This window comes from Pseudomonas sp. (assembly GCF_030690725.1).
Classification (GTDB): Bacteria; Pseudomonadota; Gammaproteobacteria; order Pseudomonadales; family Pseudomonadaceae; genus Aquipseudomonas.
Genome location: NZ_JAUYGD010000066.1, coordinates 117627 through 140285 on the forward strand (window position 1 = coordinate 117627; position 22659 = coordinate 140285).

Below are 22659 nucleotides of genomic sequence, written 5' to 3' on the forward strand. Positions count from 1 at the left end.
AGGGCAGCCTATGGTGCGCGGACGGGAGCAGCAGATGCAGAGACAGCGCACAGGAATTGTTATGGCGCAGTTAGCTTTTTTAAAGAACTGTACTGCTTAACAGCACAGCAGACTGTTACAGCCAAGCCATTGCCTGGGCACTTTTCCCGCCACATAAAAAGAAAGCCCCAGCACGCAGGGCGCTGGAGCTTTCAAAAATCCCATAAAGGGAGGAGCAGAAATCGGTGTCTGGCAGCAATTAACGCCAGAAAGGCTTGCTCAGTTCAGCTTGACGCTGTGCTTCGCTGATACCGGCGTCTGCGAGCAGACGGGAGTCCAGACGAGCAAGCTGGCGGCGGCTAACAACGCGGCGCTGCCATTGCAGAACAGAAGCCAGCATGCGCAGCGGCAGAGCGCTGGAGCCGGTGGATTGGCTGTGATCGAAAAACAGGTCGGAACTGAGGGTACGTTCCATGGTGGTCATCCTTCCGCTTGTGGCGGGTCAGTGGTGTGTTGCGATGGGAGAATTATTGCCGTTGCCCCAGCTTCGCTGTAGCCACAGCTGGATGAAATTGCAGCACAAATAGATAGTTTGCTTTGTAACTGTTTAGCCTGTTTTGCATCCAACTGTACTGGCCATAAGTGCTTTAGCCTAAAAACCATACGAAAGCAGAGAAAAGCCCTACATAGACAACTAAAACTCAGTGGATCTATATAGGTACAGTTGCAAATTGCACTTATGTGACAGCTGACCTGTTTTTCAGATTTTCCCTTGGCAAAAACACTTTCCTGATCGAGCAGACAGAAAAAAGCCCGACTCTTCAGCCGGGCTTTTTCTACAACGCAGCGGTGAGGTTTAGTCGACCGCTTTAACCATATCTTCGATGACTTTCTTGGCGTCGCCGAAGACCATCATGGTCTTGTCCAGGTAGAACAGTTCGTTGTCCAGGCCGGCGTAGCCGCTGGCCATCGAGCGCTTGTTGACGATCACGGTCTTGGCTTTGTAGGCCTCGAGGATCGGCATGCCGGCGATCGGCGACTTCGGATCGTTCTTCGCGGCAGGGTTGACCACGTCGTTGGCACCGAGCACCAGCACCACGTCGGCCTGGCCGAACTCGGAGTTGATGTCGTCCATCTCGAACACTTGCTCGTAAGGCACTTCGGCTTCGGCCAGCAGTACGTTCATATGGCCAGGCATACGACCGGCAACCGGGTGGATCGCGTACTTCACGGTCACGCCACGGTGGGTCAGCTTCTCAGCCAGCTCCATCAGCGCGTGCTGAGCACGGGCTACCGCCAGGCCGTAACCCGGAACGATGATCACGGTGTCGGCGTTGGTCAGCAGGAAGGCCGCGTCGTCGCTCGAACCGGACTTAACCGGGCGAGCTTCCTTGGCGCCTGCCGGGCCGGCTTCTTCAGTCGCGCCACCGAAACCACCGAGGATCACGTTGAAGAACGAGCGGTTCATTGCCTTGCACATGATGTACGAGAGGATCGCACCGCTCGAACCGACCAGGGAACCGGCGATGATCAGCATCGAGTTGTTCAGCGAGAAGCCGATACCGGCCGCCGCCCAGCCCGAGTAGCTGTTGAGCATCGACACCACAACCGGCATATCTGCGCCGCCAATCGGGATGATGATCAGCACGCCGATCACGAAAGCCAGGGCCAGCAGGATGGCGAAGGCAGTGATGTCGCCGGTGAAGGTGTACACCAGACCCAGACCGAGAATCGCCAGGCCGATGGCCAGGTTGACCCAGTGTTGGCCCTTGAACTGTACCGGTGCGCCCTGGAACAGACGGAACTTGTACTTGCCCGAGAGCTTGCCGAAGGCGATCACCGAACCGGAGAAGGTGATGGCACCGATGGCAGCACCGAGGAACAGCTCCAGACGGTTACCGGCCGGAATCGCATCGCCCAGCGCAGCAACGATACCCAGCGACTGCGGCTCGACCACTGCAGCAATGGCGATAAACACCGCAGCCAGGCCGATCATGCTGTGCATGAAAGCGACCAGTTCCGGCATCTTGGTCATTTCCACGCGCTTGGCCATGATCGAACCGGCTGTACCGCCGACCAGCAGGCCAACCAGCACATAACCGATGCCGGCAGTGGCGATTTCAGCACCGAGCTTGTAGATCAGGCCGACGGTGGTGAGCACCGCGATGCCCATACCGATCATGCCGAACAGGTTGCCGCGGCGCGAAGTGGTCGGGTGCGACAGACCTTTAAGCGCCTGGATAAAGCAGATCGAGGCGACGAGGTAGAGAACAGTGATCAGATTCATGCTCATCAGTGCTTCTCCACTGCAGCGGCTTTCGGCGCTTTCTTCTTGAACATTTCCAGCATGCGCCGGGTTACCAGGAAACCACCGAACACGTTAACCGCAGCCAGAGCCACGGCCAGGGTGCCCATGGTCTTGCCCAGCGGGGTCACGGTCAGCGCCGCGGCCAGCATGGCGCCGACGATAACGATTGCGGAAATCGCGTTGGTTACCGCCATCAGCGGGGTGTGCAGGGCCGGAGTCACGTTCCACACCACGTGGTAGCCCACGTAAATGGCCAGCACGAAGATGATCAGGTTGTAGATGCCGTCGGAAATCATATCCATGAGCGGTGCTCCCCTTAGCCGTTAGTGCGCACGACATTGCCGTCACGGCACATCAGGCACGCAGCGACGATGTCGTCTTCAAGGTTGAGGTGGAACTTGCCTTCGCTGTCGATAACCAGCTTGAGGAAGTCCAGCAGGTTGCGTGCGTACAGCGCCGAAGCATCGGCCGGCACCAGGGCCGCCAGGTTGCTGTGGCCGACGATGGTCACGCCATGCTGCACCACCACCTGTTCAGCGACGGTCAGCGGGCAGTTGCCGCCTTGCGCTGCAGCGAGGTCGATGATCACCGAGCCAGGCTTCATTTCCGCCACGGTGGCGGCATGCAGCAGGGTCGGTGCCTTGCGGCCCGGAATCAGCGCAGTGGTGATGACGATATCAGCCTGCTTGGCGCGCTCATGCACCGCCTTGGCCTGCCGCTCCATCCACGAAGCTGGCATCGGACGGGCATAGCCGCCCACGCCCTGGGCGCATTCGCGCTCTTCATCGGTCTCGAACGGTACGTCGACGAACTTGGCGCCGAGCGACTCAATCTGCTCCTTCACCGCCGGACGCACGTCCGAGGCCTCGATCACCGCACCCAGGCGCTTGGCCGTGGCGATAGCCTGAAGGCCGGCAACACCGGCGCCGAGAATCAGAATGCGCGCGGCCTTAACGGTACCGGCAGCAGTCATCAGCATCGGCATAAAGCGCGGGTAGTGGTGTGCAGCCAGCAACACGGCCTTGTAGCCAGCGATGTTGGCTTGCGAGCTGAGCACGTCCAGGCTCTGCGCGCGGGAAGTGCGTGGGGCAGCTTCCAGGGCGAAGGCGGTCACGCCGCGAGCATTGATGCGCGCGATGGTCTCGTTGCTGAACGGGTTGAGCATGCCCACCAATACTGCGCCGGCTTTCATGTGCGCCAGTTCAGCGTCGGTCGGTGCGACCACTTTCAGCACCAGATCGGCGCCAAAGGCAGCAGCATCGTTACCGATAGCCGCGCCAACCGCTTCATAGGCGCTGTCCGGAATGCTTGCGCTCACGCCAGCACCGGTCTGTACAGTCACCTGATGGCCTTGGCCGATCAGCTTCTTGATGGTTTCGGGAGTTGCGGCAACGCGCGTCTCACCAGCATGGGTTTCGAGAGGAACACCGATGTGCACTTCAATTCTCCTGCGTGATCTTTTTGGTGAACCGGCGCACTGCGGATGGCACGCGGGCATTGGGGAGGATCAGCACAAACCCGCTCAGGCTGCAGTTGCACAATGGCGGGGCGCGGCATTTTGCAGGCGATAGCCATAGCCTTCAAGGCGTTATGAAGTAAAACCTTGTGATAACTACAAGTCACTGCATGACCTTACAGGCAGCTAATTCATGGCAGCCCTTTTGGGGCAAGGCCTGTAGCGCATTAGGTGGGGTAAAACAGCGCTTATCCATTCCCGAGACAAATACAGCGCCATCAGATCAACGGCGGCGCCAGCTATTACGGGATAAAGTGCCGTTTCATTGGGCTGCAGCAGCGTTTGTGTGCAAAAAATGCAACACCCAATACCGACCAAGCGCAGAGCAAGTGTAGCCATCCAGATAGCTGACTACGGGGTCAACATAACTCCGGCGCGCACTCTAGGCGGCCTGTCTCGCGAGGTAAAGTAATTTCCGACAAATTGCCGCCGAAGCTTTGACGGCCTTTTGCGCCAACAACCCGACAGGCTGTTGTCTATTTCAAGCCATGGGCCAGGGCATAGGCATGCGCCTCGCGCACCAGCCAGTCGCGCAGCAGCAACAATGCCGCCGACTCCAGCTTGCGCTCGGGGATCATCAGGTAATACGCCTTGTCGGTCGGCAGGCTGAGCGGCGCGGCAATCACCAGGCGACCTTCATCCAGCTCACGGCGAATCAGAAACGGCGGAATCAGCGCCACGCCCATTTCGTGCATGGCCGCCTGGGCCAGCATGGAGAACAGTTCATAACGCGGCCCGGCCATATCCCGCGCGGTGTTCAGCCCCTGGGCATTGAACCACTGACGCCATGCATAAGGCCGGGTGGTCTGCTGCAGCAGCGGCAGACTGGCGATCTGCTCGGGACTGAGCTGCGCCTGCTCGGCCAGCAAGGCCGGGCTGCATACCGGCATCGGGTTCTCGCCCATCAGCAGATGGGCCTGGGTACCGGACCAGTCGCCATCACCGAAATACACCGCCGCATCGAACTCGGTATCGGCAAACAGAAAGGGCCGCGTGCGGTTGGTCAGGTTGACCGTGATCTCCGGGTGCAGCCGCTGAAAGTCTTTCAGGCGCGGTAGCAACCATTGCGTGCCGAAGGTCGGCACCACCGCCAGTTCAATGCTCATCGCGCCCTGCTGGCCCATCACCGCCAGGGTGTCGCGCTCCACCGCATCAAGCTGGCCGGCCACTCGCCGCGCGTAGGATTGCCCGGCCTCCGTCAGCACCACGCCCCGCCGCGAACGGCGGAACAACTCGATATTAAGGAAGGCCTCCAGCGCGGCAATCTGCCGGCACACCGCGCCCTGGGTCAGGCTCAGCTCCTGCGCCGCCTTGGTAAAACTCTGATGCCGCGCAGCAGACTCGAAAGCGATAAGGGCGGCGGTGCTGGGGATCTTGCGGCGCATCTGTGCGTCACTCTCACTTAGAGCTATTAAATAGACCGATCAAAGCTATCTCGAAGTGAGCAATCCGCACAACTGCGTGCGCAATACTCGTTTGCCTGCCTGCCACAAGCCGCCTAGGATCAATCCACTCACCGGCGAGCGCAGCGCGGTTGCGCAGATACCCGCCCTATCACTGTCTGATTTCGAGGTTTTCGCGATGGCCAAGGCAAGCTTCAACTGGATCGACCCGCTGCTGCTCGACCAGCAACTGACCGAAGAAGAACGCATGGTGCGCGACAGCGCCCAGCAGTTCGCCGCCGACAAGCTGGCCCCGCGCGTACTCGAAGCCTTCCGCCACGAGCAGACCGACCCGAAAATCTTCCGCGAGATGGGCGACACCGGCCTGCTCGGCGCCACCATCCCCGCCGAGTACGGCGGCAGCGGCCTGAACTACGTGTGCTACGGCCTGATCGCCCGCGAAGTAGAGCGCATCGATTCGGGCTACCGCTCGATGATGAGCGTGCAGTCGTCCCTGGTGATGGTGCCAATCTTCGAGTTCGGCAACGAAGCGACCAAGCAGAAGTACCTGCCCAAACTGGCCAGCGGCGAATACATCGGCTGCTTCGGCCTCACCGAGCCGGATCACGGCTCCGACCCAGGTTCGATGATCACCCGCGCGAAGAAGGTCGACGGCGGCTACCGCCTGACCGGCGCGAAGATGTGGATCACCAACAGCCCGATTGCCGATGTGTTTGTGGTCTGGGCCAAGGATGACGCCGGCGAGATTCGCGGCTTTGTCCTGGAAAAAGGCTGGCAGGGCCTAAGCACCCCGGCGATTCACGGCAAGGTTGGCCTGCGTGCCTCGATCACCGGCGAAATCGTCATGGACAACGTGTTCTGCCCGGAAGAAAACGCCTTCCCCGACGTGCGCGGCCTGAAAGGCCCGTTCACCTGCCTCAACTCCGCCCGCTACGGCATCAGCTGGGGCGCGCTGGGCGCGGCCGAGTTCTGCTGGCACACCGCGCGTCAGTACACCCTCGACCGCAAACAGTTCGGCCGCCCGCTGGCGCAAACCCAGCTGATCCAGAAGAAACTCGCCGATATGCAGACCGAGATCACCATGGCCCTGCAAGGCTGCCTGCGCCTCGGCCGGATGAAGGACGAAGGCACCGCTGCGGTGGAAATCACCTCGATGATGAAACGCAACAGCTGCGGCAAGTCCCTGGATATCGCGCGCATGGCCCGCGACATGCTCGGCGGCAACGGCATCAGCGACGAGTACGGCGTGGCCCGCCACCTGGTCAACCTGGAAGTGGTGAACACCTATGAAGGCACCCACGACGTCCACGCGCTGATCCTCGGCCGCGCACAGACTGGCCTGCAGGCGTTCTTCTAACACCCACCCTACGCAGGAATCTCCGCTATGCCCGGCGCACTGTCGCATCTCCGCGTTCTCGATCTGTCCCGCGTACTCGCAGGGCCCTGGGCCGGGCAGATTCTCGGTGACCTCGGTGCCGAGGTGATCAAGGTCGAGCGCCCCGGCAGCGGCGACGATACCCGCCACTGGGGCCCCCCTTATGTGAAGGATGCCGAAGGGAATGACTCGCGCGAGGCGGCTTATTTCCAGAGCGCCAACCGCAACAAGCAATCGGTGACGCTGGATTTCACCCAGCCCGAAGGCCAGCGCCTGGTGCGTGAGCTGGTACAGAACTGCGACGTGCTGCTGGAGAACTTCAAGGTCGGCGGCCTGGCGGCTTACGGTCTCGATTACGCCTCACTGAAAGCCATCAACCCACGGCTGATCTACTGCTCCATCACAGGTTTCGGGCAAAACGGGCCCTACGCCAAGCGAGCAGGTTATGACTTTATGATCCAGGGGCTCGGCGGGCTGATGAGCCTGACCGGCAAGCCCGACGGTGAGGAGGGCGCCGGCCCCATAAAGGTCGGCGTCGCCCTCACCGATATTCTCACCGGCCTGTACGCCACGGTCGGCGTGCTGGCGGCACTCAACCAGCGTGAGCAATCCGGCCTCGGCCAGCATATCGACGTGGCCCTGCTCGACGTGCAGGTAGCCTGCCTGGCCAATCAGGCAATGAACTACCTGAACACTGGCGTCGCGCCCAAGCGCCTGGGCAACGCCCACCCGAATATCGTGCCCTACCAGGATTTCCCCTCGGCCGATGGCAACTTCATTATCGCCGTGGGCAACGACGGGCAGTTCCGCAAGCTTTGCGAGGTTGCCGGTCTTACGGCTTTGGCCGATGACCCGCGTTTTTCTTCGAACAAGGCACGCGTCGCCCACCGCGCAGAGCTGATCCCACTGCTGCGCCAGGCCACGGTATTCAAGACCACCGCCGAATGGGTAACGCTGCTGGAAGCCGCCGGCGTGCCGTGCGGGCCGATCAACGACCTGGCCCAGGTCTTCAACGACCCACAGGTCAAAGCCCGCGGCCTGCGTATCGACCTGCCCAATAGCCTGGGCAGCACAACACCCCAGGTCGCCAGCCCGCTACGCCTGTCCGAGACCCCGGTGGAATACCGCAACGCACCACCACTGCTCGGCGAACACACCGAACAGGTACTGACCCGCCACCTCGGCCTAAGCGTCGAGCAGATCGCCGCGCTGCGTGAGGCTGGGGTGTTGTAGAGCGCGCTAACCCGGCTGCCCATCCACCCGCGCGGTGCAAAACATCACCGCGTAGTGCCGTACAAACAAAGCAAAGGCCACGATCCACAGCAGACTGGACAGGCCCAACCCCGTTGCCGGCGCAAATGGCACCAGCAGCACCCGCGCCACAACCGCCAGCTGCAGACTGGCAAACGCCCAGCCCATCGCGACCGGCGGCTGCAACGGCCGCCCTGTATGCCCGAGGCTGACCCGCGCCAGCATCGCCAGAATCACCCCGCCGACCGTACCCAGCGCCAGAGCGTGGTAGGCCAGACTGGCGTTATGCAGCCAGCCGAGATGCCAGGCCGCCAGGGCCAGTATGGCCAGCGGCAACCAGGCGTAGGCCAGGTGCAACGACCAGAGCAGTGGCACCCGCCAGATCCCAGCGTCGTACCAGTGCCACAGGCGCAAACCATGCAGCGCAGCCAGGGCCAGCAACAGCGGCAGCATCCATAGCGACGACTGCATGGCAAAGCCGCTGGCAAACAGCAGCGCCAGGCTTAGCGACAACAACAGCACCAGCAGATCCAGGCGCGGCCGCGGTGCAGTAGGCTCCGCTCGATTAAGGCCGCGCTGGGTAAAGAACGGAATCACCCGCCCGCCGATAATGCTTACCAGTGCAGCAATCAGCCATAAGCCAGCCAATGCACCGCGTCGCTGCAATGCGTCATCACCCAACGCCAGGCCATACAGCAGCAGCCACTCGCAGCTGGCCATCAGCAGCACCACGACCACCAACGGGTAGTTGCGCCACTGGCGCACCGCCCATAGTTGCCGCCCAAGCAACAACGCTAGCAGCGGTAGAAAGGGCAGTTGCAGCGCCAGCAAGAGTGGCAACGGCGCGCCGAGCAGCCAGGCCAGTCGCGCCAGTAACCACAAGCCGAACAGCGCCGCCAGCGGCCAACCGCTCAGGCCTGGCCGCCCCGTCCAGTTCTGCACGGCGGTGAGCAGAAAGCCGGCAATAATTGCCCCCGCAAAACCGAACGGCAGCTCATGCCGGTGCCAAGCCAGGCTGCCGCCCACCGGTTGCCAACCCGGCAGATAACCCAGCAACGCCGCCGCCCACAGGCCAATCGCCAATACGGCGAACAGCGCGCCACCGAGAAAGAACGGGCGAAAGCCCAGCCGCCAGAACGGCATAATGCTCAGCTCGCGCTGCCGGTCACGCAGCCACACAGCAGGGCTCCTGTTGTTTACGCAAATGCTGCTGCGCGGCCAAGCGCAGCACATAACCCAGCTTGAGCAGGCCCGGGCCGATGATCGTCAGCGAGTGCGCCGTAACCAGACTGCCCATGCTCAGCTGCGCCTCCAGGCCATAGGCGCCCAGCAAGCCGCTGAGCAACAGCAGCACGCCGGCCAGCAGCATGCGGTTCGCCAGTTGCAGTACCCGCGCTGGGCAGGATAGATACGCCAACATAATCACCTCCTAGGCCTGGTTATTAACTATCCAGCGCGCTGGCCGGACCAAAGAACTCGTAATGACTCTGCGCCGCCGGTACACCGAGGCTGTGCAGATGGCGTTTGACCTGCGCCATAAACGGCTTGGGGCCGAGGAAGTAGGCATCCAGATCACGCTGCTCGGGCAACCACTCAGCCAGCTGCTCCAGACTGAGCAGGCCTTCGGCATCGCCCGCATCACCCTCACGCGGCTCGCTGTAGCACACGTAGTGACGCAGCTGCGGACGCTCAGCGCGCTGCGCCTCCACCCAGTCGCGGAAGGCATGCACACCGGCGTGCCGGGCGCAGTGGATAAAGTGAATATCGCGGCCGCTGTCGCGCGCCGCCTCCAGCATGCTCAGCGCCGGGGTGATGCCGACGCCCGCCGTGATCAGTACCAGCGGCTTGGCCGACTCGCGCAGGACGAAATTCCCCGCTGGGGCGAACAGCTCCAGGCTGTCGCCGACCTGCAGCTGGTCATGCAGGTAATTGGACACCTTGCCGCCCACCTCGCGCTTGACGCTGATGCGGTACTCGCGGCCATTGCCCAGGGCCGACAGCGAGTAGTTGCGCCGCTGCTCGCCGCCGTCCAGCAGCAGACGCAGACCGATGTACTGGCCGGGCTGGAAGGCCGCCAACGCGCCGCCGTCGGCCGGTGCCAGGTACAGCGAAACGATCTCCTCACTCTCCTGCACCTTGCGGCTCAGGCGGAAACTGCGCGCCCCGCGCCAGCCACCCTCGGCATTGGCGTTGGCGCTGTAGGCCGCCTCTTCGGCACCGATCAGGATGTCCGCCAGCTGCCCATAGGCCACAGCCCAGGCCTCGATCACTGCATCGGTGGCGATCTCTTCACCGAGCACTTCACGAATCGCCCGCAGCAGGCAGCTGCCGACAATCGGGTAATGTTCGGGCAGGATCTGCAGCGACACATGCTTGTTGACGATCTGTCCTACTAGAGGCCCCAACGCCTCCAGCCGGTCGATATGCCGGGCATACATCAGCACCGCATTGGCCAGCGCACGTTGTTGGCCACCGCTGGCCTGATGCGCCTGGTTGAACAGCGCGCGCACCTCGGGGTACTCGCTCAGCATCATCTGGTAGAAGTGCCGGGTCAGGGCCTCACCACCGCTTTCCAGCAGGGGCACGGTGGCTTTGATCAGGGCGTTTTGGGCAGGGGTCAACATAGTGCTTCCTCGTCAGGGCGACACGCTGCACTTGCGCAGCGCTTCGGTTCATATCACTCTGGCTATTACAGGAAGCGTGCCAATTATTTTGTTTATATAAATCATAGGCTTATAAATACTTGTGTCTTTATGACAGCAAGCATTACGAGTCTTAATGACAACTATCGTGTCCTTATGACAGCAAATACACTGCTTACCGCGCTAATTCCCCTGGTCGCCGATCTGTCCCGCGAGCTGCCGGAAGCCGAGCGCTATCGCCGCCTGCTACAGGCGCTGCGGCAGCTGCTGCCGTGCGATGCCGTGGCGCTGCTCAAGCTCGATGGCGATGTACTGATTCCACTGGCCGTGGAGGGACTGAGCGCCGACACCCTCGGCCGGCGCTTCAAGCTCGACGAACACCCGCGCCTGCAGGCGCTTCTGGCGCAACGCGGGCCGACCCGATTTGCCACCGATTGCGAGATGCCCGACCCCTACGACGGCCTGGTCGACGGCCATCGCGGTCACCTGCCCGTGCACGACTGCCTCGGCTGCCCGCTGTATGTGCAGGACCAGCCCTGGGGCCTGCTGACCTTGGACTCGCTCGACCCGGCGAGCTTCGGCCGGGTCGATCTGGACAACCTGCAGGCTTTCGCCAGCCTGGCCGCTGCTACCGTAATGGCCAGCGAACGGATCAACGCACTGCTGCAACGCGCCGAGGATCAGCACCAGTTGGCCGAGGCTTATAAGCAGGCCGCTGTCCAGCAACGCCCACGTGAACTGATCGGCCAGAGCGCCGTGCACAAGCGCTTGGCGGCGGAGATTGCGCTGGTCGGCAACAGTGAGCTGAGCGTGCTAATCAGCGGCGAAACCGGGGTCGGCAAGGAGCTGGTTGCCGAAGCCCTGCACGCCGCATCCCCGCGTGCAGCCAAGCCGCTGATCAGCCTCAACTGCGCGGCGCTGCCCGATAACCTGGTGGAAAGCGAACTGTTCGGCCACGTGCGCGGGGCCTTTACCGGCGCGCACAACGAGCGTCGCGGCAAGTTCGAACTGGCCGATGGCGGCAGCCTGTTTCTCGATGAAATCGGCGAACTGCCGCTGGCTGCGCAAGCCAAGCTGCTGCGTGTGCTGCAGAGCGGCCAACTGCAACGGGTCGGTGCCGACCAGGAACAGCGGGTCAACGTGCGCGTGCTGGCCGCCAGCAACCGCGACCTGGCCGAGGAAGTCCGTGCCGGGCGCTTTCGCGCCGACCTCTACCACCGCCTCAGCGTCTACCCCCTAAAAGTCCCGGCGCTACGCGAACGCGGCCGCGATGTATTGCTGCTGGCCGGCTATTTCCTCGAAGAAAACCGCGCCCGTCTGGGGCTGCGCAGCCTACGCCTGACCGCCGAAGCCCAAGCCAGTCTGCTGGCATACAACTGGCCGGGCAACGTGCGCGAACTCGAACACCTGATCGGCCGAGCCGCCCTCAAGGCCCTGGCCGGTTGCAGCGAACGCCCGCGCATCCTCAGCATCGACAGCGCTCATCTGGACTTGCCGACCAGCCAACCCGCCGCAGCACCTGCAACTCAAAGCGCCGCAGAGCCGCACAGCGAACTGCCGCTGCGTGACGCCCTCGACGCCTACCAGAAACAGCTGATCAGCCAGGCCCTCAACCGCCATCAAAACAAATGGGCCGCCGCCGCCCGCGAACTGGGCATCGACCGCGCCAACCTGATCCGCCTGGCCAAGCGCCTGGGTTTGGAAAAGTAACCGCCCAGCACTCAGCCCCACACAACGGCAGTTACATGGCTAACCTTCTATCCGCGCATCGCGCTCGCTTTGCGAGCGATGCTGAAATCCCCCGCCATCAATAGGCAAAAGCAATTTGCTGCCCACACAGCAGGGGTAGCTAATGGCCAGCACCCAGCGACTCCCTCTGGAGAGCATCCATGGCCGACGAAGCCAAACCGGACCGCATCAAAGTCGACGCAGCGCAACTGACCATCGGCATGTATGTGGTCGAACTGGATCGCCCATGGACGGACACCACCTTTCTTTTTCAAGGCTTTCGCATTCGCCAGCAGCAGGACATTCGCCTGCTACAGGAAGTCTGCAGTTACGTCTGGGTTGATGCCCGGCAATCCGTCACTGTGCATGATCAGGTCACGGCCAATATCGCCCAGCCGGAAGCACTGCAACCGGTTATCGCCAAGGTCGACTTCAACCTGGAAATGCTCCAGGCCGCTCCCACCTGGCATGCCGCTCGCGAAGAGTCATTGCGAATTCTGCAGGCGGTCAAACTGGGCCAGGAGCTGGATGTCGATGCGGTCAAAGCGATCATCAAGGACTGTGTCGAAAGCATCTTGCGCAACCCGGCGGCCATGCTCTGGCTAGCACGCATCAAGAACAGCGACGAATACACCGCCGAGCATTCGCTGCGCGTATCCATCCTTTCGATTGCCCTGGGTAAAGAGCTGGGCTTGCCGGCCTATCAACTCGAGCAGATCGGCGTGTGCGGCATGCTCCACGATGTCGGCAAGATCAAGGTACCCAACGAGATCCTCAACAAGCCCGGCGCCCTCACCGCCGAAGAGCTGTGCATCATGCAGGGCCACGCGGCCGAAGGGCGCAAACTGCTGATGAGCAACCAACAGGTTACTGCCGCCACGGTCGACGTCGCCTATTCACACCATGAGCGCCTGGATGGCCAGGGTTACCCACGCGGTCTGGACGCCAGCAAGATCCCTTACTTCGCCAAGATCATCGCCGTGGCAGATAGCTATGACGCAATCAATAGCGACCGGGTTTACAGCAAGGGAAAATCCAGCCTTGAATCGCTGCGTATCCTGCTGGAAGCGGTCAACAGCCATTTCGACGAAGAGATCGTTGGCTGCTTTATCCGCCTCATCGGCATCTATCCACCGGGAGAAATCGTCGAACTCACTAACGGCGAAGTCGGCATCATCATTGGCTGCCCACCCGGCAACAAGCTCAAACCCAGAGTGCTGCGCGTACTGGATGCCGAGAAAAAAACCTGCAAGGAAAGCATTATCGATCTGGCTGACACGGCCAAAGACCCCAACGGCAAACCCTACCGGATCCACGAAGTGCACAGTAGCGGAGCCTTTGGTATCGATATCGATGCCTTCCGCAGCAAGGGGCTGGTAATCCCAACGCATTTATAGCGCGATGGCTAAAAATCGCTGATGCCCGCCGGGCACATACCCAAAGCCGTCAGTTCTTCCAGCGGTACCCCGCCGGAGATGTACTGCTGGCAGGTTGCTGAAGGCGCAGCAGGCGGCGGAGACACATTGGTGACAACCTCGCTAGCCACACTCGCTTGCAGCGTGCCGCCGAGTCGCAGAAAGGCTCGCGACTGACCGCGCTGCATCCAAACACCTTCATTCTCGATGGCAGCCAGGCGTATGCCTCCCGGCAATACCGCGTCGAACTCAACCCGCTGCGCGTCCGCCTGACCGATGCTGAGCAGTGCCCAGCCGCCGCCACTGCTCTGGCGAAACAGACCATGCAGCTGCCAATGCTCGAGGCCCGTCAGGGGCTTTGACGAAGGCAGTATCCACAGCGAATCGTCAGGCAGCAGATCACTCGGCAGCTGCACCGCGCCCGCCGGAAATGTCAGGCACAAACCCAGCACCGCTCGGCTTATAGCAACCCTGATGCGCCGGGTGGTTACGCTGCACTCGGTCATAGGCTCGGCACGGGATCTCGCCGTTGTGCGTAGCCGATAAAGCTCAACAAGTTGCGGCTCTTCAGCAGCGGCAGCAAGGCATGGTCATTCAGCGACAAGCCAAACCACTTCTGATTAACCCCAGCGGTGCAGCCGTACATGATCAGCTTGCCACGGCCATTGGTGAGAAAGCCCTGGGACAGGTCCACACAGCGCCCGGCGTACTTCAACTGGGGCAGAGCAGCAAAGTCCCAGGCTTGTGTATCGCGCTGCGCATCGCAGTCGCTGAGGCTGATGTCGTTGGTTGCCGTCAGGCATTTGCTCGGCTGTGCAACGCTGCGAATACGCCCGCTGGCATCGACCAGCCACTGTTCATCAACTCCGCCCGCGCACTGCGCCTTGGCCGCTACGTAGGGGCTCCACACCCCCTCCTTCAGCTCTGCGCGCACACAGTTGCCATTGTTCATGGCGAAGCTTTGCGGCGCTGGGAGCAGAGGGCGCTGATCAAACTGCAGGGTTAGCAATAGCGCGTCGAGTGCCGCGCGCGCGGCATCACTGCTCGCCAGTCGAGAACCATGGGCATCCAGCCAGCGGTTCAGGCGCAGTGCACGCTCCTCCTGACTTTTCAGCCGCTGCATCAACTGCTGAGCAGTCGCCGACAGCCCCTCCGTTTGCTCCGCATAGCTGTCATAGAGCAGACGAGCCTCGCCGGTTAAGGCCAGCACAGGCTGGTTGGCAATCGCCTCCAACGCCGCTTGCAGCTTCGGCCGCTCTTCGTTGAACAGTGCCTTGAAACGCTCCTCGCGACCCACCACTACGGGAGCCGGCATCGCGGGTAAGCCCTGAGCAATGGCGATGCTAGCCAGATCAACCGGGGTGTCGCCCGGTGCCTCGCGGCACTGCAGGTTAGCCGCCAGCGGCCGCTCGGCCTGCGCCAGGTTGATATGCAGCTTGTTGGCGTTACTGCCCATGCGCAGCGGAGCAACGGCGATGCGCTGGCTGGCGCCGCCGACAAACTCCACTTTCAACCAGCACTGCTTGCTGGCCGCAGCGTCATTGGGGGCAGGCAGGTCGTATACCTGGCCCCAGTTACCACGCAGCGCCGGGTAGAGCACACCGCTGTTGGCCACCGGGTCATAGCCGCCGAGGAGAGTGAAAACCGGCACCCCGAACAGACGTGGCTTGCGGTAGTTGCCATCGGCGCTGTTGTACCAGACCTGATTCGAGCTCGGCACCTTGGGCTGGTTGACCTCCATCTTGCGCGTGCTCGCATCCCACTTGCGATAGCCCGTGGGCGAATCGGTTGCCCAGACTGCACGGTTATTCAGGTTCGGCTGAATCCAGTTCTTGGTGCTGTAGCCGGTGTAATGGGTATAGCTGGACAACGCACTGGTGAAATCACCGCCCGACATGGCGTCAGGCGCAAACGCATAAGCATCGGCAAACAGCGGCGTACCGCTCATGGCTGCGCTCTTGTTGCGCGCCCACAGCAGGTTGGCGCGCATGCGCTTGCGGTAAGCGATATAGCCCCAGCCACTGTCGTGGTGATGCACGGCCAGAAAATAGTTGCCGTCTTTCTCGCCCGGATAATGGCCTATACCGTAGTGGTGACCGATTTCATGGCTGAATTCATTCCCCACCGAGCTGTACAGCGTGAGGATGCCATTGCCACCGCTCAAGCCATGGCTCTGTACGCCATTGGTGTAATTGCCGGCAGCATGGTGCGCCACCGCGCTCTGCGTCAATTGCGGTTGCTGCTGGCTGACCATCCCCGCGCTGGTGATACCCCAATTGGCCAGATTGATCCCGGTGCTAAAGGTCGATTTAGCGGTGTTCTCGCGCATATCGCCGCTGTAAACATCGCCGTTCACCGCACTCGCCGTGTCATAGATAACGCCGCTGCCGACCATCACCCGATCCAGCTTTACGTCTTCGTAATAGCTTGCCAGCAGACGGGCCACAGGCACGGTCTGGAAGTACTCGGTAGCGGCCTGGGCAGTGCGTGCGCGAAACCAGTGACCATTACCGGTCGGCGGCTCGGTCAGCATGCCCACGCGAATCGACTGCACCACCAACTCGGCCGGCGCGGCAAAATCGAAGGCCGCTGCGCTGCGCTCGCCACGCCGGCCACGCTCATCGATAACCTGCAGGCTCATCCCCGGCCGGACCCAATCCCAAGGCAACACCGCAGACCAGGCGCGCCGTGAATAAACCACATCAGGGCGACTATCCGCCCCAGTACGATCCGCCCTGGGCAGCCGGTCCGGCTCGCTCAATACCAGCTCACCTTTGAGATCACCGTCCACCGTCACCTGCACACGCAGCTGTTGCGGCAGCGGCTCTGTCGGCAGCGGGGTTACCAGCAACAGCGCCTCACGCTCGCTGGTTAGGCGCGGCATGTTCTTCGCCTCGTTGCCCTGCGGATCGACCGAATGGCTCTGCACGAACTGCAGCATGGCCGCCAGATCACCGCTCAGATCATTGCGCACCGGGCGCGGCTGGCCGTCTGCCGCAACATCGTAAAAGCCCTGCGCATTGACCTCATCAACCACCGCAGCGGGCGGCTCGGGGAAGGTCTCACCAGGCGGTGGCGCAACCACCGGCGGCTCTACTGGAGGGATCACTGGCGGCGTGACGGGCGGCTGCACGACCGGGGGTTCAACGGGCGGCACCACAGGTGGCGCGACCGGCGGCGTAACCACGGGCGGCTCAGTCGCCGGCGGACGACTGCCAGTGTTATTACCGCCGCCACTGCTGCTTCCACCACCGCCGCCACCCAGATCCAGACAACCTGTCAGATTAACCAGCGCCAACAACAACAGGCTTACACGAAGCATGATTTCTCAACCTTATTCTGGACATTCGTAATAGCGGCCGCACAGTCACCCAGGCCGCGCAGAGGCAGCTCGACATATGGGTAAACGTCATGGGATAGGCAGGAGTAGCGGGCGAGAACACGCGGGAGCGGTAACCCCTGAAAAACTCGAAACATGCGAGCGGCTCGATATGGTTTCGCGCATCCATGCACTCGATGATTTTTCTATGCGCCGTCACCTTGAATGGAAACCGGCATAAGAGAGCGCGCGAGCATAATTAAGGCTGCTAAGCCGGTCAGTTTTCTGACTGATCGCTGTGATAGCTCTCACAGATTCAACCCGGCCAGCGGGTGTTCGGGGAGCACCTGAAGTCTCAAGAAGCTGAGCAGCTATTGAGCCTGACACCGGGGAGCCGAAACGTCCTTTTCTCGGAGGACGGCGTGGCGAGGATCTAAGGGGATGGACCTTGTTGAAGTCAGCCCGCAAAGGCGCGATATCGACTAAGGCTTATGCAGGGCGCAGGGCGAACAGCAAACAAAAAAGCCCCAGGTTTTCACCTGGGGCTTTCGTTTATATATGGCGCACCAGGCGGGATTCGAACCCACGACCCCTGCCTTCGGAGGCCAATACGGTATAAGAATTCAGGTTAATCTGAAATTACTTGAAATTGCTCTAAGCCACATTCTGTATGGCCCCCGACGATTCTGCCCACATGCAGTTTACAGCACGTAATGACACTTAACGTCGGCCAACGTTGCCACAAAACCGAAATCAGCAATATCGATTTTTGAACACTAGCCACGCGTAGAAATTTAGGCAGAGATGAAAGCTCCGGAGTCCAAGGCGAGCCTTAGCAAAAGGTCGGGAACGTTAATGCTGCGATAGCTCTGGCTGGTCGCCGCCGCCCGGCCAAACGGCTGATTGACGATACACTGCATAACAAATGGGTATTGTTATGCAACAGCCTCTCGGTCACGAAAGTACGCCCAGAACAACGCAGCTTAGCCCTCGCCAGCCGAAAGGGTAAGGCGAGCATCGACCTTTCCGGTATCCGCTCTATCCAAATTCACTTCTGTAAATCGCACGCCCTTATCCTGCAGTTCGGCCAACCAACGTAGCATTGGCTCAAAGGCAGCCTGCGTTAATGTTATCTGCAGTCCGTTTTGCCCCTCATTATCGAAACGATCGAGCGTTAGGCCACGCTGTTGCGCACTGGCTGTCACTACACTCTGAAGTTGATCTGGGGCGAGCTTGGTTTTGCCACTTTTGAGCAACAAACGCGCTTGGTCTGCGTTCTGTAACAGATAAGCGTAAAGCTCCCGCTGTTGCTCATGATGCGCGTGAGCCTGCTCAAGTTTGCCAGCAATCGGCTGCCAGACGAGCAGATAGAACAACATAAGGGCGAGAAAAGCGCCGAGCATACCTAGCGCCATCCGATCACGCGCGGGGAGGTGTAACCAACGCTGCAGGATAGGCGACTGGTTCGCGCGTTCAAGCAGCTGATTTTTCAGATTGGCCAGAGTATTCATACGCCCCTCCCTAGTACCACACGGGCGGAAATACCCTGCTCTTCTCGATTGGCCGATCCCAGCTGTACAGTCATACCTGCATCCACCAGGCGCTGGCGCAGTTGCTCAAGTTCGGAGAAGTCCTTCGCCGTCACCTGCAGCGTCAGATCGCCTCTATTCTCGCTGTAGTCCACTTGCATAACGGCAATAGACGACTTGGCCTGAGTTATCGCCAACGCAGCCTGCTCCAGCATACTGATGAATCCGCCATTTGCCTGCGTACCCTGGCTAAGATGAGCAGCGAACTGAGCTTTGAGATTCACGATACGGCGGTCATCTGGGAACAGCTCCTTATAAAGCGCCAAACTGGACTCCGCATAGAAGTCGCCTTGCTTATTGAGGTACCAGGCGCGCCCCAGATCAAACCCCAGAAGCAGTATGACCACTATGCCCAGCGCTAGAGACGCAGGCCGCCAGATATCCCAACTGCCTTTGTCACTGCGACGGGAAAACTCCCCGCGAGCAAGATCGGTGGCATTCAGTTGCTCCGCTGCGAGTAAGCGATAGGGGTTCTCCACGTCCTGCAGCAAGGTCGCGTTTAAACAAAGGTCTTTCAACTGCGACCAGCGCTGCGCAGGAAATGCCATGCGCGCTTCGCCGGCGCCGCCCATCAGGCCTCGCTGCCCGAGAAAAATTACGTGCTCGGCGTCGCGTGGCAATAGATCCGCATCGACATAAATGGCTGCAATCTTCAGCCCCCGATTCTCTAGTTGTTCTAGGCAACCGCGCAGCAAATCGCGACGCACCGCTAGCACCCGATAACGGCCATCCGACAACTGCTCTCCGAGCACCAGATGAAACAACTCGACGTCTTCAGCCAGCATATCTTCCACCGCATAGGGGAGTGCTTGCTGCATCAAGTGGTTTTTGCGGGTCGGTAGACTAACGAGGAATGAACTGGCCAGCTCCATCGGTAAAACCAGCGCCACGGACTTACCATCCAAACGGCCGGAACAGCTGGCAATGTCCAACAGCTCGCACTCGCCATCCGCCTGCTGCCAATACAGCTGACTATCGTCGGCGAGCTCACCTGCGCTAGCTGCAGGGAAGAAAAGACAATCCTTCATTATTCGTCCTGTTGCTTAGGGGCAGTGAGGGGGAGGTGCCCCGGCAGCCCAAGGTCACGACGCAGTACTCGCACGTCGCCCTTAGCATCACGCTGCAAGGTGCTAAACAGTACTTGTCTACGGTCGGCCAAACGCACATCGCTGCTCACCTGAAAGTATGAACTGCCAACAGCCAGGCCAGCCCCTTTGATGGAGGTGCCGGCCATCGCTGGCTGCTCGAGAAAACTTTGCACATCGGCATAACCGTCACGCCCGCGGCCAACTATCAGTGCTTGGGCGGAGCCGGTATCGAGCGAGTCAGATAGCGATGAAAGCACCATGGCGCTTGCGGTATTCACGTTCAACGGCACCTTGGCCGGCAGCGCCGCAATAAACGGCAGCAACAGACGATAGTCATCTTCACTCATACCCAGCAAAAGGCGCAGTTCAGACGCATCCTGCATTTCCTGATTCGCATTACGGTAGGGCGGCTGCATCAGTAAATACTGATTGTCCTCGGCGCCATATTCGCCCGTCGGCTCCTGGTCTTGATCGAGCCAGTCCACCAGTCGCTCGGCGTAAGCCGTTTCAATCTGCAAGCGCTGCAGCAGCCGATTGAAACGTTCGACCGCAATTTTATTGATTTGCCCGTCCTGCACCAGGCTGTTGAGATTAAAGCGCCCCGCCAAGTCTTCGATGCGCACGCTGATTTCGCCTTCATCGATGGGAAACGCGGGTAATGGCTTACCCCAGGCTTCCAGCGGATGATCTACGGGGTTTCTCGGATCGCTGCCCGGCGCTTTGAGGTCGCGCAAAAGCACAGCCTGGCCTAATGCCTCGCCGCCAAGCGCATAGTGCCAAGCCTGGCGGGTGAGCACTTGATTGGCACTGCTACGGATGGCCAGTTGCTGGCGAGCAATCAGCCCGGCGCAGATCACCGTGACAATCGACACCACCAACAAAACCGTCAGCAAGGCCACTCCACGCTGGCGGTTCATGTGGTTACCTTGGCTTCAGTGGGTGGCGTTGTTTCAGTATCTGGGTCGCTGGCCGGCGGGGGGGCTTGTTCTTCTGCCGCTGCATCCAGGCCTGGCTCGGGTAGTCGGTACAAGCGGGTCAAATCGCCGTAATGGCGGTGCTCTATCTTCAGCTCAACGGCCAGAGGCATCAGCCGTCGGCGCTGCTCAGGAGTCAACTCGCTCTGCGCCGGTGGCCACTGCTGCTGCCACTGTCCACGCTCATCCATATAGCGCAACTCGATAGCCGTCACCCCATCCAGCACCTTCTGCACCCTGGGCGGGCTATCGACGGCCTGATCCAGCACCGACCAGTAAACTCGCTCCAACTGTTCGCCCGCCAGACGCCAACGTACTCGTTGCAGCTGAGCGCGAGGCTGGCCTAAGGGGTTGCGCCAACCGGCGCGGGTAAATTCAAGTGCGCTACTGCCATCGGTAGCGCCTTGCTCGCCTAGCAAGCCCGCCCGCTCATCGCCATAAGGGTCGCGCACCGTACGCGCAATGGTCTGCGCCAAATCACGGTCCAAAGAGGCAAAGGCACGGGTCAGTTCGCGCAAGGTTTTTTCATGCTGACGCGTCACTTCATCCGCTTTCAGTACGGAGTCCAGCATCTGGTAAGTCGCAATTCCCAGCAGCGCGAAAATCCCGATAGCGATCATCACTTCGAGCAAGGTGAAACCCCGTTGCTGATTCATCAACCACGCACCGCAAGAAACCCCACCAGCGTCAATGCCGAGCGTTCTTTTATCGGCCCACTAGCGCCCCGCTCGGACTTAGGTGCGACCCAGACTGTCACCCGGCGCAAGCCCTTATCGCTGGTCGCTTCGATTTCACTGTGGGTTTCCCAGCTCCGGCCACCAAACTCCAGAACCTTGTCCTCTCGGCCTTCGCCAGGAGTCGGGCGCTGCAACTGCAACTCGGCGACACGGTTGTCCGCGATCCAGCCAGCCATGCTCTTGGACTCAAGCTGCGCGGCAATGCGTAAGCTGCGGCTGCTCGCGGTCAATACCGAGCCGGCGACAGTGGCAAAAATCGCCAACGCCACCAAGACCTCAAGCAAGGTAAAACCACGCATCGCCTTCATCACATTCAATCCTTCACCGGCTCAGCAGTCGGTAGCTGATAACCATCGCTCGCCAATGCATATGCACCGCCGCCGGGGCGTCGCTCCTCAATCCTCAAGCGAAACGGCGACAACTCGCCGCTGGACAGGATAAGCACCTGCGGTAACAGTTTGTCCTTCGGCTTTTCAGAGTTATCGCGGCTCAGCGCCGATGCATCCTCAAGGGGTTTAGGCTCTGGCAGTTTCAGCGCCTCCCCTTCCAGCTCCAGCGATAACCGTGCCCAGACGGGGATACGATGCTCGCGCTGGCTTTCCAGCGCAGCCCAGTTGCCGGAAACATTGTCATAGGCCAGCACGCGGTAGCCTTCAGCCTTAACCAGTAGCCCATATTCACGGCCATCCAACACGGCTTCATCAGCCAACACACTGACCATTGCCGCAAGCCGCTCGGCTTCATCGCGCAACTCGCGGCTGCTGCTCGAATTGCCAGAGGACAGGACGGCCAAGCTGGTCAGGCTGCCAATAATCACCAGCACAACCAACAGCTCGATCAGGGTGAAACCACGGGGCTGGTGCATTTTCGCTTACAGGTCCCAGTTACCAATATCGGCATCCTGGTCACTACCGCCTTCCTTGCCGTCGGCGCCCAGGGAATACAGGTCGAAAGCACCCTTGGTGCCCGGCGCCAGGTATTGGTATACGTTACCCCACGGATCAACCGGCAAACGCTTGAGGTAACCGTCGCGGTTCCAGTTCTTCGGCTGCGGATTGCCGGAGGGCTTCTTCACCAGTGCTTCCAGGCCCTGCTGGGTGCTCGGGTAGGCATGGTTATCCAGCTTGTACATATCCAGCGCGGCCGCCACAGCCTTGATATCGCCCTTGGCCACAGTAACTTTGGCCTGATCGGGCCGACTCATTACCTGCGGCACCACCAACGCGGCGAGAATGCCGAGGATCACCACCACCACCATGATTTCGATCAGCGTAAAACCGGATTGACGCTTGTTCACTGCTTACCCCACCAACTGATTGAGAGACAGAATCGGCA

21 protein-coding genes are annotated in these 22659 nt (G+C 60.8%); 4 read left to right on the forward strand and 17 right to left on the reverse strand.

Features of this window, described 5'->3' with window-relative positions; all coding sequences use genetic code 11:
• Positions 1–238 precede the first annotated feature (238 nt).
• The 5 genes from Q8O69_RS16615 to Q8O69_RS16635 all read right to left on the reverse strand — a co-directional run bounded on the left by Q8O69_RS16615 (position 239) and on the right by Q8O69_RS16635 (position 5188).
• Positions 239–454 (reverse strand): DUF1127 domain-containing protein, encoded by a 216-nt coding sequence (locus Q8O69_RS16615; protein WP_275959948.1) that lies wholly within the window; start codon positions 452–454, stop codon positions 239–241.
• 381 nt (positions 455–835) lie between these two features.
• Positions 836–2272, reverse strand: coding sequence for an NAD(P)(+) transhydrogenase (Re/Si-specific) subunit beta (locus Q8O69_RS16620; RefSeq protein ID WP_305593334.1), 1437 nt, complete (start codon positions 2270–2272; stop codon positions 836–838).
• Positions 2272–2589 carry an NAD(P) transhydrogenase subunit alpha gene (locus Q8O69_RS16625; protein ID WP_090378897.1) on the reverse strand — a complete coding sequence of 106 codons (318 nt, stop codon included), beginning with the start codon at positions 2587–2589 and terminating at the stop codon, positions 2272–2274. Before Q8O69_RS16625 ends, Q8O69_RS16620 begins: the two co-directional genes overlap by 1 nt.
• Positions 2590–2603: 14 nt before the next feature.
• Complete coding sequence (locus Q8O69_RS16630) at positions 2604–3725, reverse strand: Re/Si-specific NAD(P)(+) transhydrogenase subunit alpha (protein ID WP_305593335.1); 1122 nt, start codon at positions 3723–3725, stop codon at positions 2604–2606.
• Between the two features lie 554 nt (positions 3726–4279).
• On the reverse strand, positions 4280–5188 hold the full coding sequence (locus Q8O69_RS16635) for a LysR family transcriptional regulator (protein WP_305593336.1): 909 nt from the start codon (positions 5186–5188) through the stop codon (positions 4280–4282).
• A 196-nt stretch (positions 5189–5384) separates the two neighbouring features.
• Here Q8O69_RS16635 and Q8O69_RS16640 point away from each other — a divergent pair, with 196 nt between their 5' ends.
• The gene (locus Q8O69_RS16640) at positions 5385–6563 is read left to right on the forward strand and encodes an acyl-CoA dehydrogenase (RefSeq protein WP_160014009.1); all 1179 of its coding nucleotides are present in this window, start codon (positions 5385–5387) and stop codon (positions 6561–6563) included.
• Between the two features lie 27 nt (positions 6564–6590).
• Positions 6591–7814: a CaiB/BaiF CoA-transferase family protein gene (locus Q8O69_RS16645; RefSeq protein ID WP_305593337.1), complete on the forward strand. Its 1224-nt coding sequence runs from the start codon at positions 6591–6593 to the stop codon at positions 7812–7814.
• Between the two features lie 6 nt (positions 7815–7820).
• Here Q8O69_RS16645 and Q8O69_RS16650 read toward each other — a convergent pair whose 3' ends face one another.
• The 3 genes from Q8O69_RS16650 to hmpA are packed head-to-tail and all read right to left on the reverse strand — an operon-like array spanning position 7821 to position 10456.
• A complete protein-coding gene (locus Q8O69_RS16650) occupies positions 7821–9011 on the reverse strand; it encodes an NnrS family protein (RefSeq protein ID WP_305593338.1) in 1191 nt (396 codons plus the stop codon).
• Positions 8998–9252, reverse strand: coding sequence for a transmembrane sensor/regulator PpyR (locus Q8O69_RS16655; RefSeq protein ID WP_305593339.1), 255 nt, complete (start codon positions 9250–9252; stop codon positions 8998–9000). Before Q8O69_RS16655 ends, Q8O69_RS16650 begins: the two co-directional genes overlap by 14 nt.
• Positions 9253–9274: 22 nt before the next feature.
• Positions 9275–10456, reverse strand: coding sequence for an NO-inducible flavohemoprotein (hmpA, locus tag Q8O69_RS16660; protein WP_305593340.1), 1182 nt, complete (start codon positions 10454–10456; stop codon positions 9275–9277).
• Positions 10457–10630: 174 nt separating this feature from the next.
• On the opposite strand from hmpA, the gene norR reads away from it, so the two are divergent.
• Together norR and Q8O69_RS16670 are read left to right on the forward strand one after the other, a co-directional pair.
• Positions 10631–12184 (forward strand): nitric oxide reductase transcriptional regulator NorR, encoded by a 1554-nt coding sequence (gene norR / locus Q8O69_RS16665; RefSeq protein ID WP_305593341.1) that lies wholly within the window; start codon positions 10631–10633, stop codon positions 12182–12184.
• A gap of 179 nt (positions 12185–12363) precedes the next feature.
• On the forward strand, positions 12364–13599 hold the full coding sequence (locus Q8O69_RS16670; protein ID WP_305593342.1) for an HD-GYP domain-containing protein: 1236 nt from the start codon (positions 12364–12366) through the stop codon (positions 13597–13599).
• 8 nt (positions 13600–13607) lie between these two features.
• On the opposite strand, the gene Q8O69_RS16675 is transcribed toward Q8O69_RS16670, so the two are convergent.
• From Q8O69_RS16675 to gspG, 9 genes are all read right to left on the reverse strand, one after another.
• Positions 13608–14060 carry a hypothetical protein gene (locus Q8O69_RS16675; protein ID WP_305593343.1) on the reverse strand — a complete coding sequence of 151 codons (453 nt, stop codon included), beginning with the start codon at positions 14058–14060 and terminating at the stop codon, positions 13608–13610.
• A 59-nt stretch (positions 14061–14119) separates the two neighbouring features.
• Positions 14120–16939 carry a M66 family metalloprotease gene (locus Q8O69_RS16680; RefSeq protein ID WP_305593344.1) on the reverse strand — a complete coding sequence of 940 codons (2820 nt, stop codon included), beginning with the start codon at positions 16937–16939 and terminating at the stop codon, positions 14120–14122.
• Positions 16940–17919: 980 nt separating this feature from the next.
• Positions 17920–18447 carry a type II secretion system protein M gene (locus tag Q8O69_RS16685; protein ID WP_305593345.1) on the reverse strand — a complete coding sequence of 176 codons (528 nt, stop codon included), beginning with the start codon at positions 18445–18447 and terminating at the stop codon, positions 17920–17922.
• Positions 18444–19553, reverse strand: a complete 1110-nt coding sequence (gspL, locus tag Q8O69_RS16690; RefSeq protein WP_305593346.1) for a type II secretion system protein GspL — start codon at positions 19551–19553, stop codon at positions 18444–18446. Before gspL ends, Q8O69_RS16685 begins: the two co-directional genes overlap by 4 nt.
• Positions 19553–20530 (reverse strand): type II secretion system minor pseudopilin GspK, encoded by a 978-nt coding sequence (gspK, locus tag Q8O69_RS16695; protein ID WP_305593347.1) that lies wholly within the window; start codon positions 20528–20530, stop codon positions 19553–19555. Before gspK ends, gspL begins: the two co-directional genes overlap by 1 nt.
• Entirely contained in the window at positions 20527–21243 is a 717-nt protein-coding gene (gspJ, locus tag Q8O69_RS16700; RefSeq protein ID WP_305593348.1) for a type II secretion system minor pseudopilin GspJ, read from the reverse strand. The genes gspK and gspJ overlap by 4 nt, the downstream gene beginning before the upstream one ends.
• Positions 21243–21632 (reverse strand): type II secretion system minor pseudopilin GspI, encoded by a 390-nt coding sequence (gene gspI, locus Q8O69_RS16705; protein ID WP_305593349.1) that lies wholly within the window; start codon positions 21630–21632, stop codon positions 21243–21245. Before gspI ends, gspJ begins: the two co-directional genes overlap by 1 nt.
• 5 nt (positions 21633–21637) lie before the next feature.
• Positions 21638–22189, reverse strand: a complete 552-nt coding sequence (gene gspH, locus Q8O69_RS16710; protein WP_305593350.1) for a type II secretion system minor pseudopilin GspH — start codon at positions 22187–22189, stop codon at positions 21638–21640.
• Between the two features lie 6 nt (positions 22190–22195).
• On the reverse strand, positions 22196–22582 hold the full coding sequence (gene gspG, locus Q8O69_RS16715) for a type II secretion system major pseudopilin GspG (protein ID WP_233686235.1): 387 nt from the start codon (positions 22580–22582) through the stop codon (positions 22196–22198).
• Positions 22583–22659 lie beyond the last annotated feature (77 nt).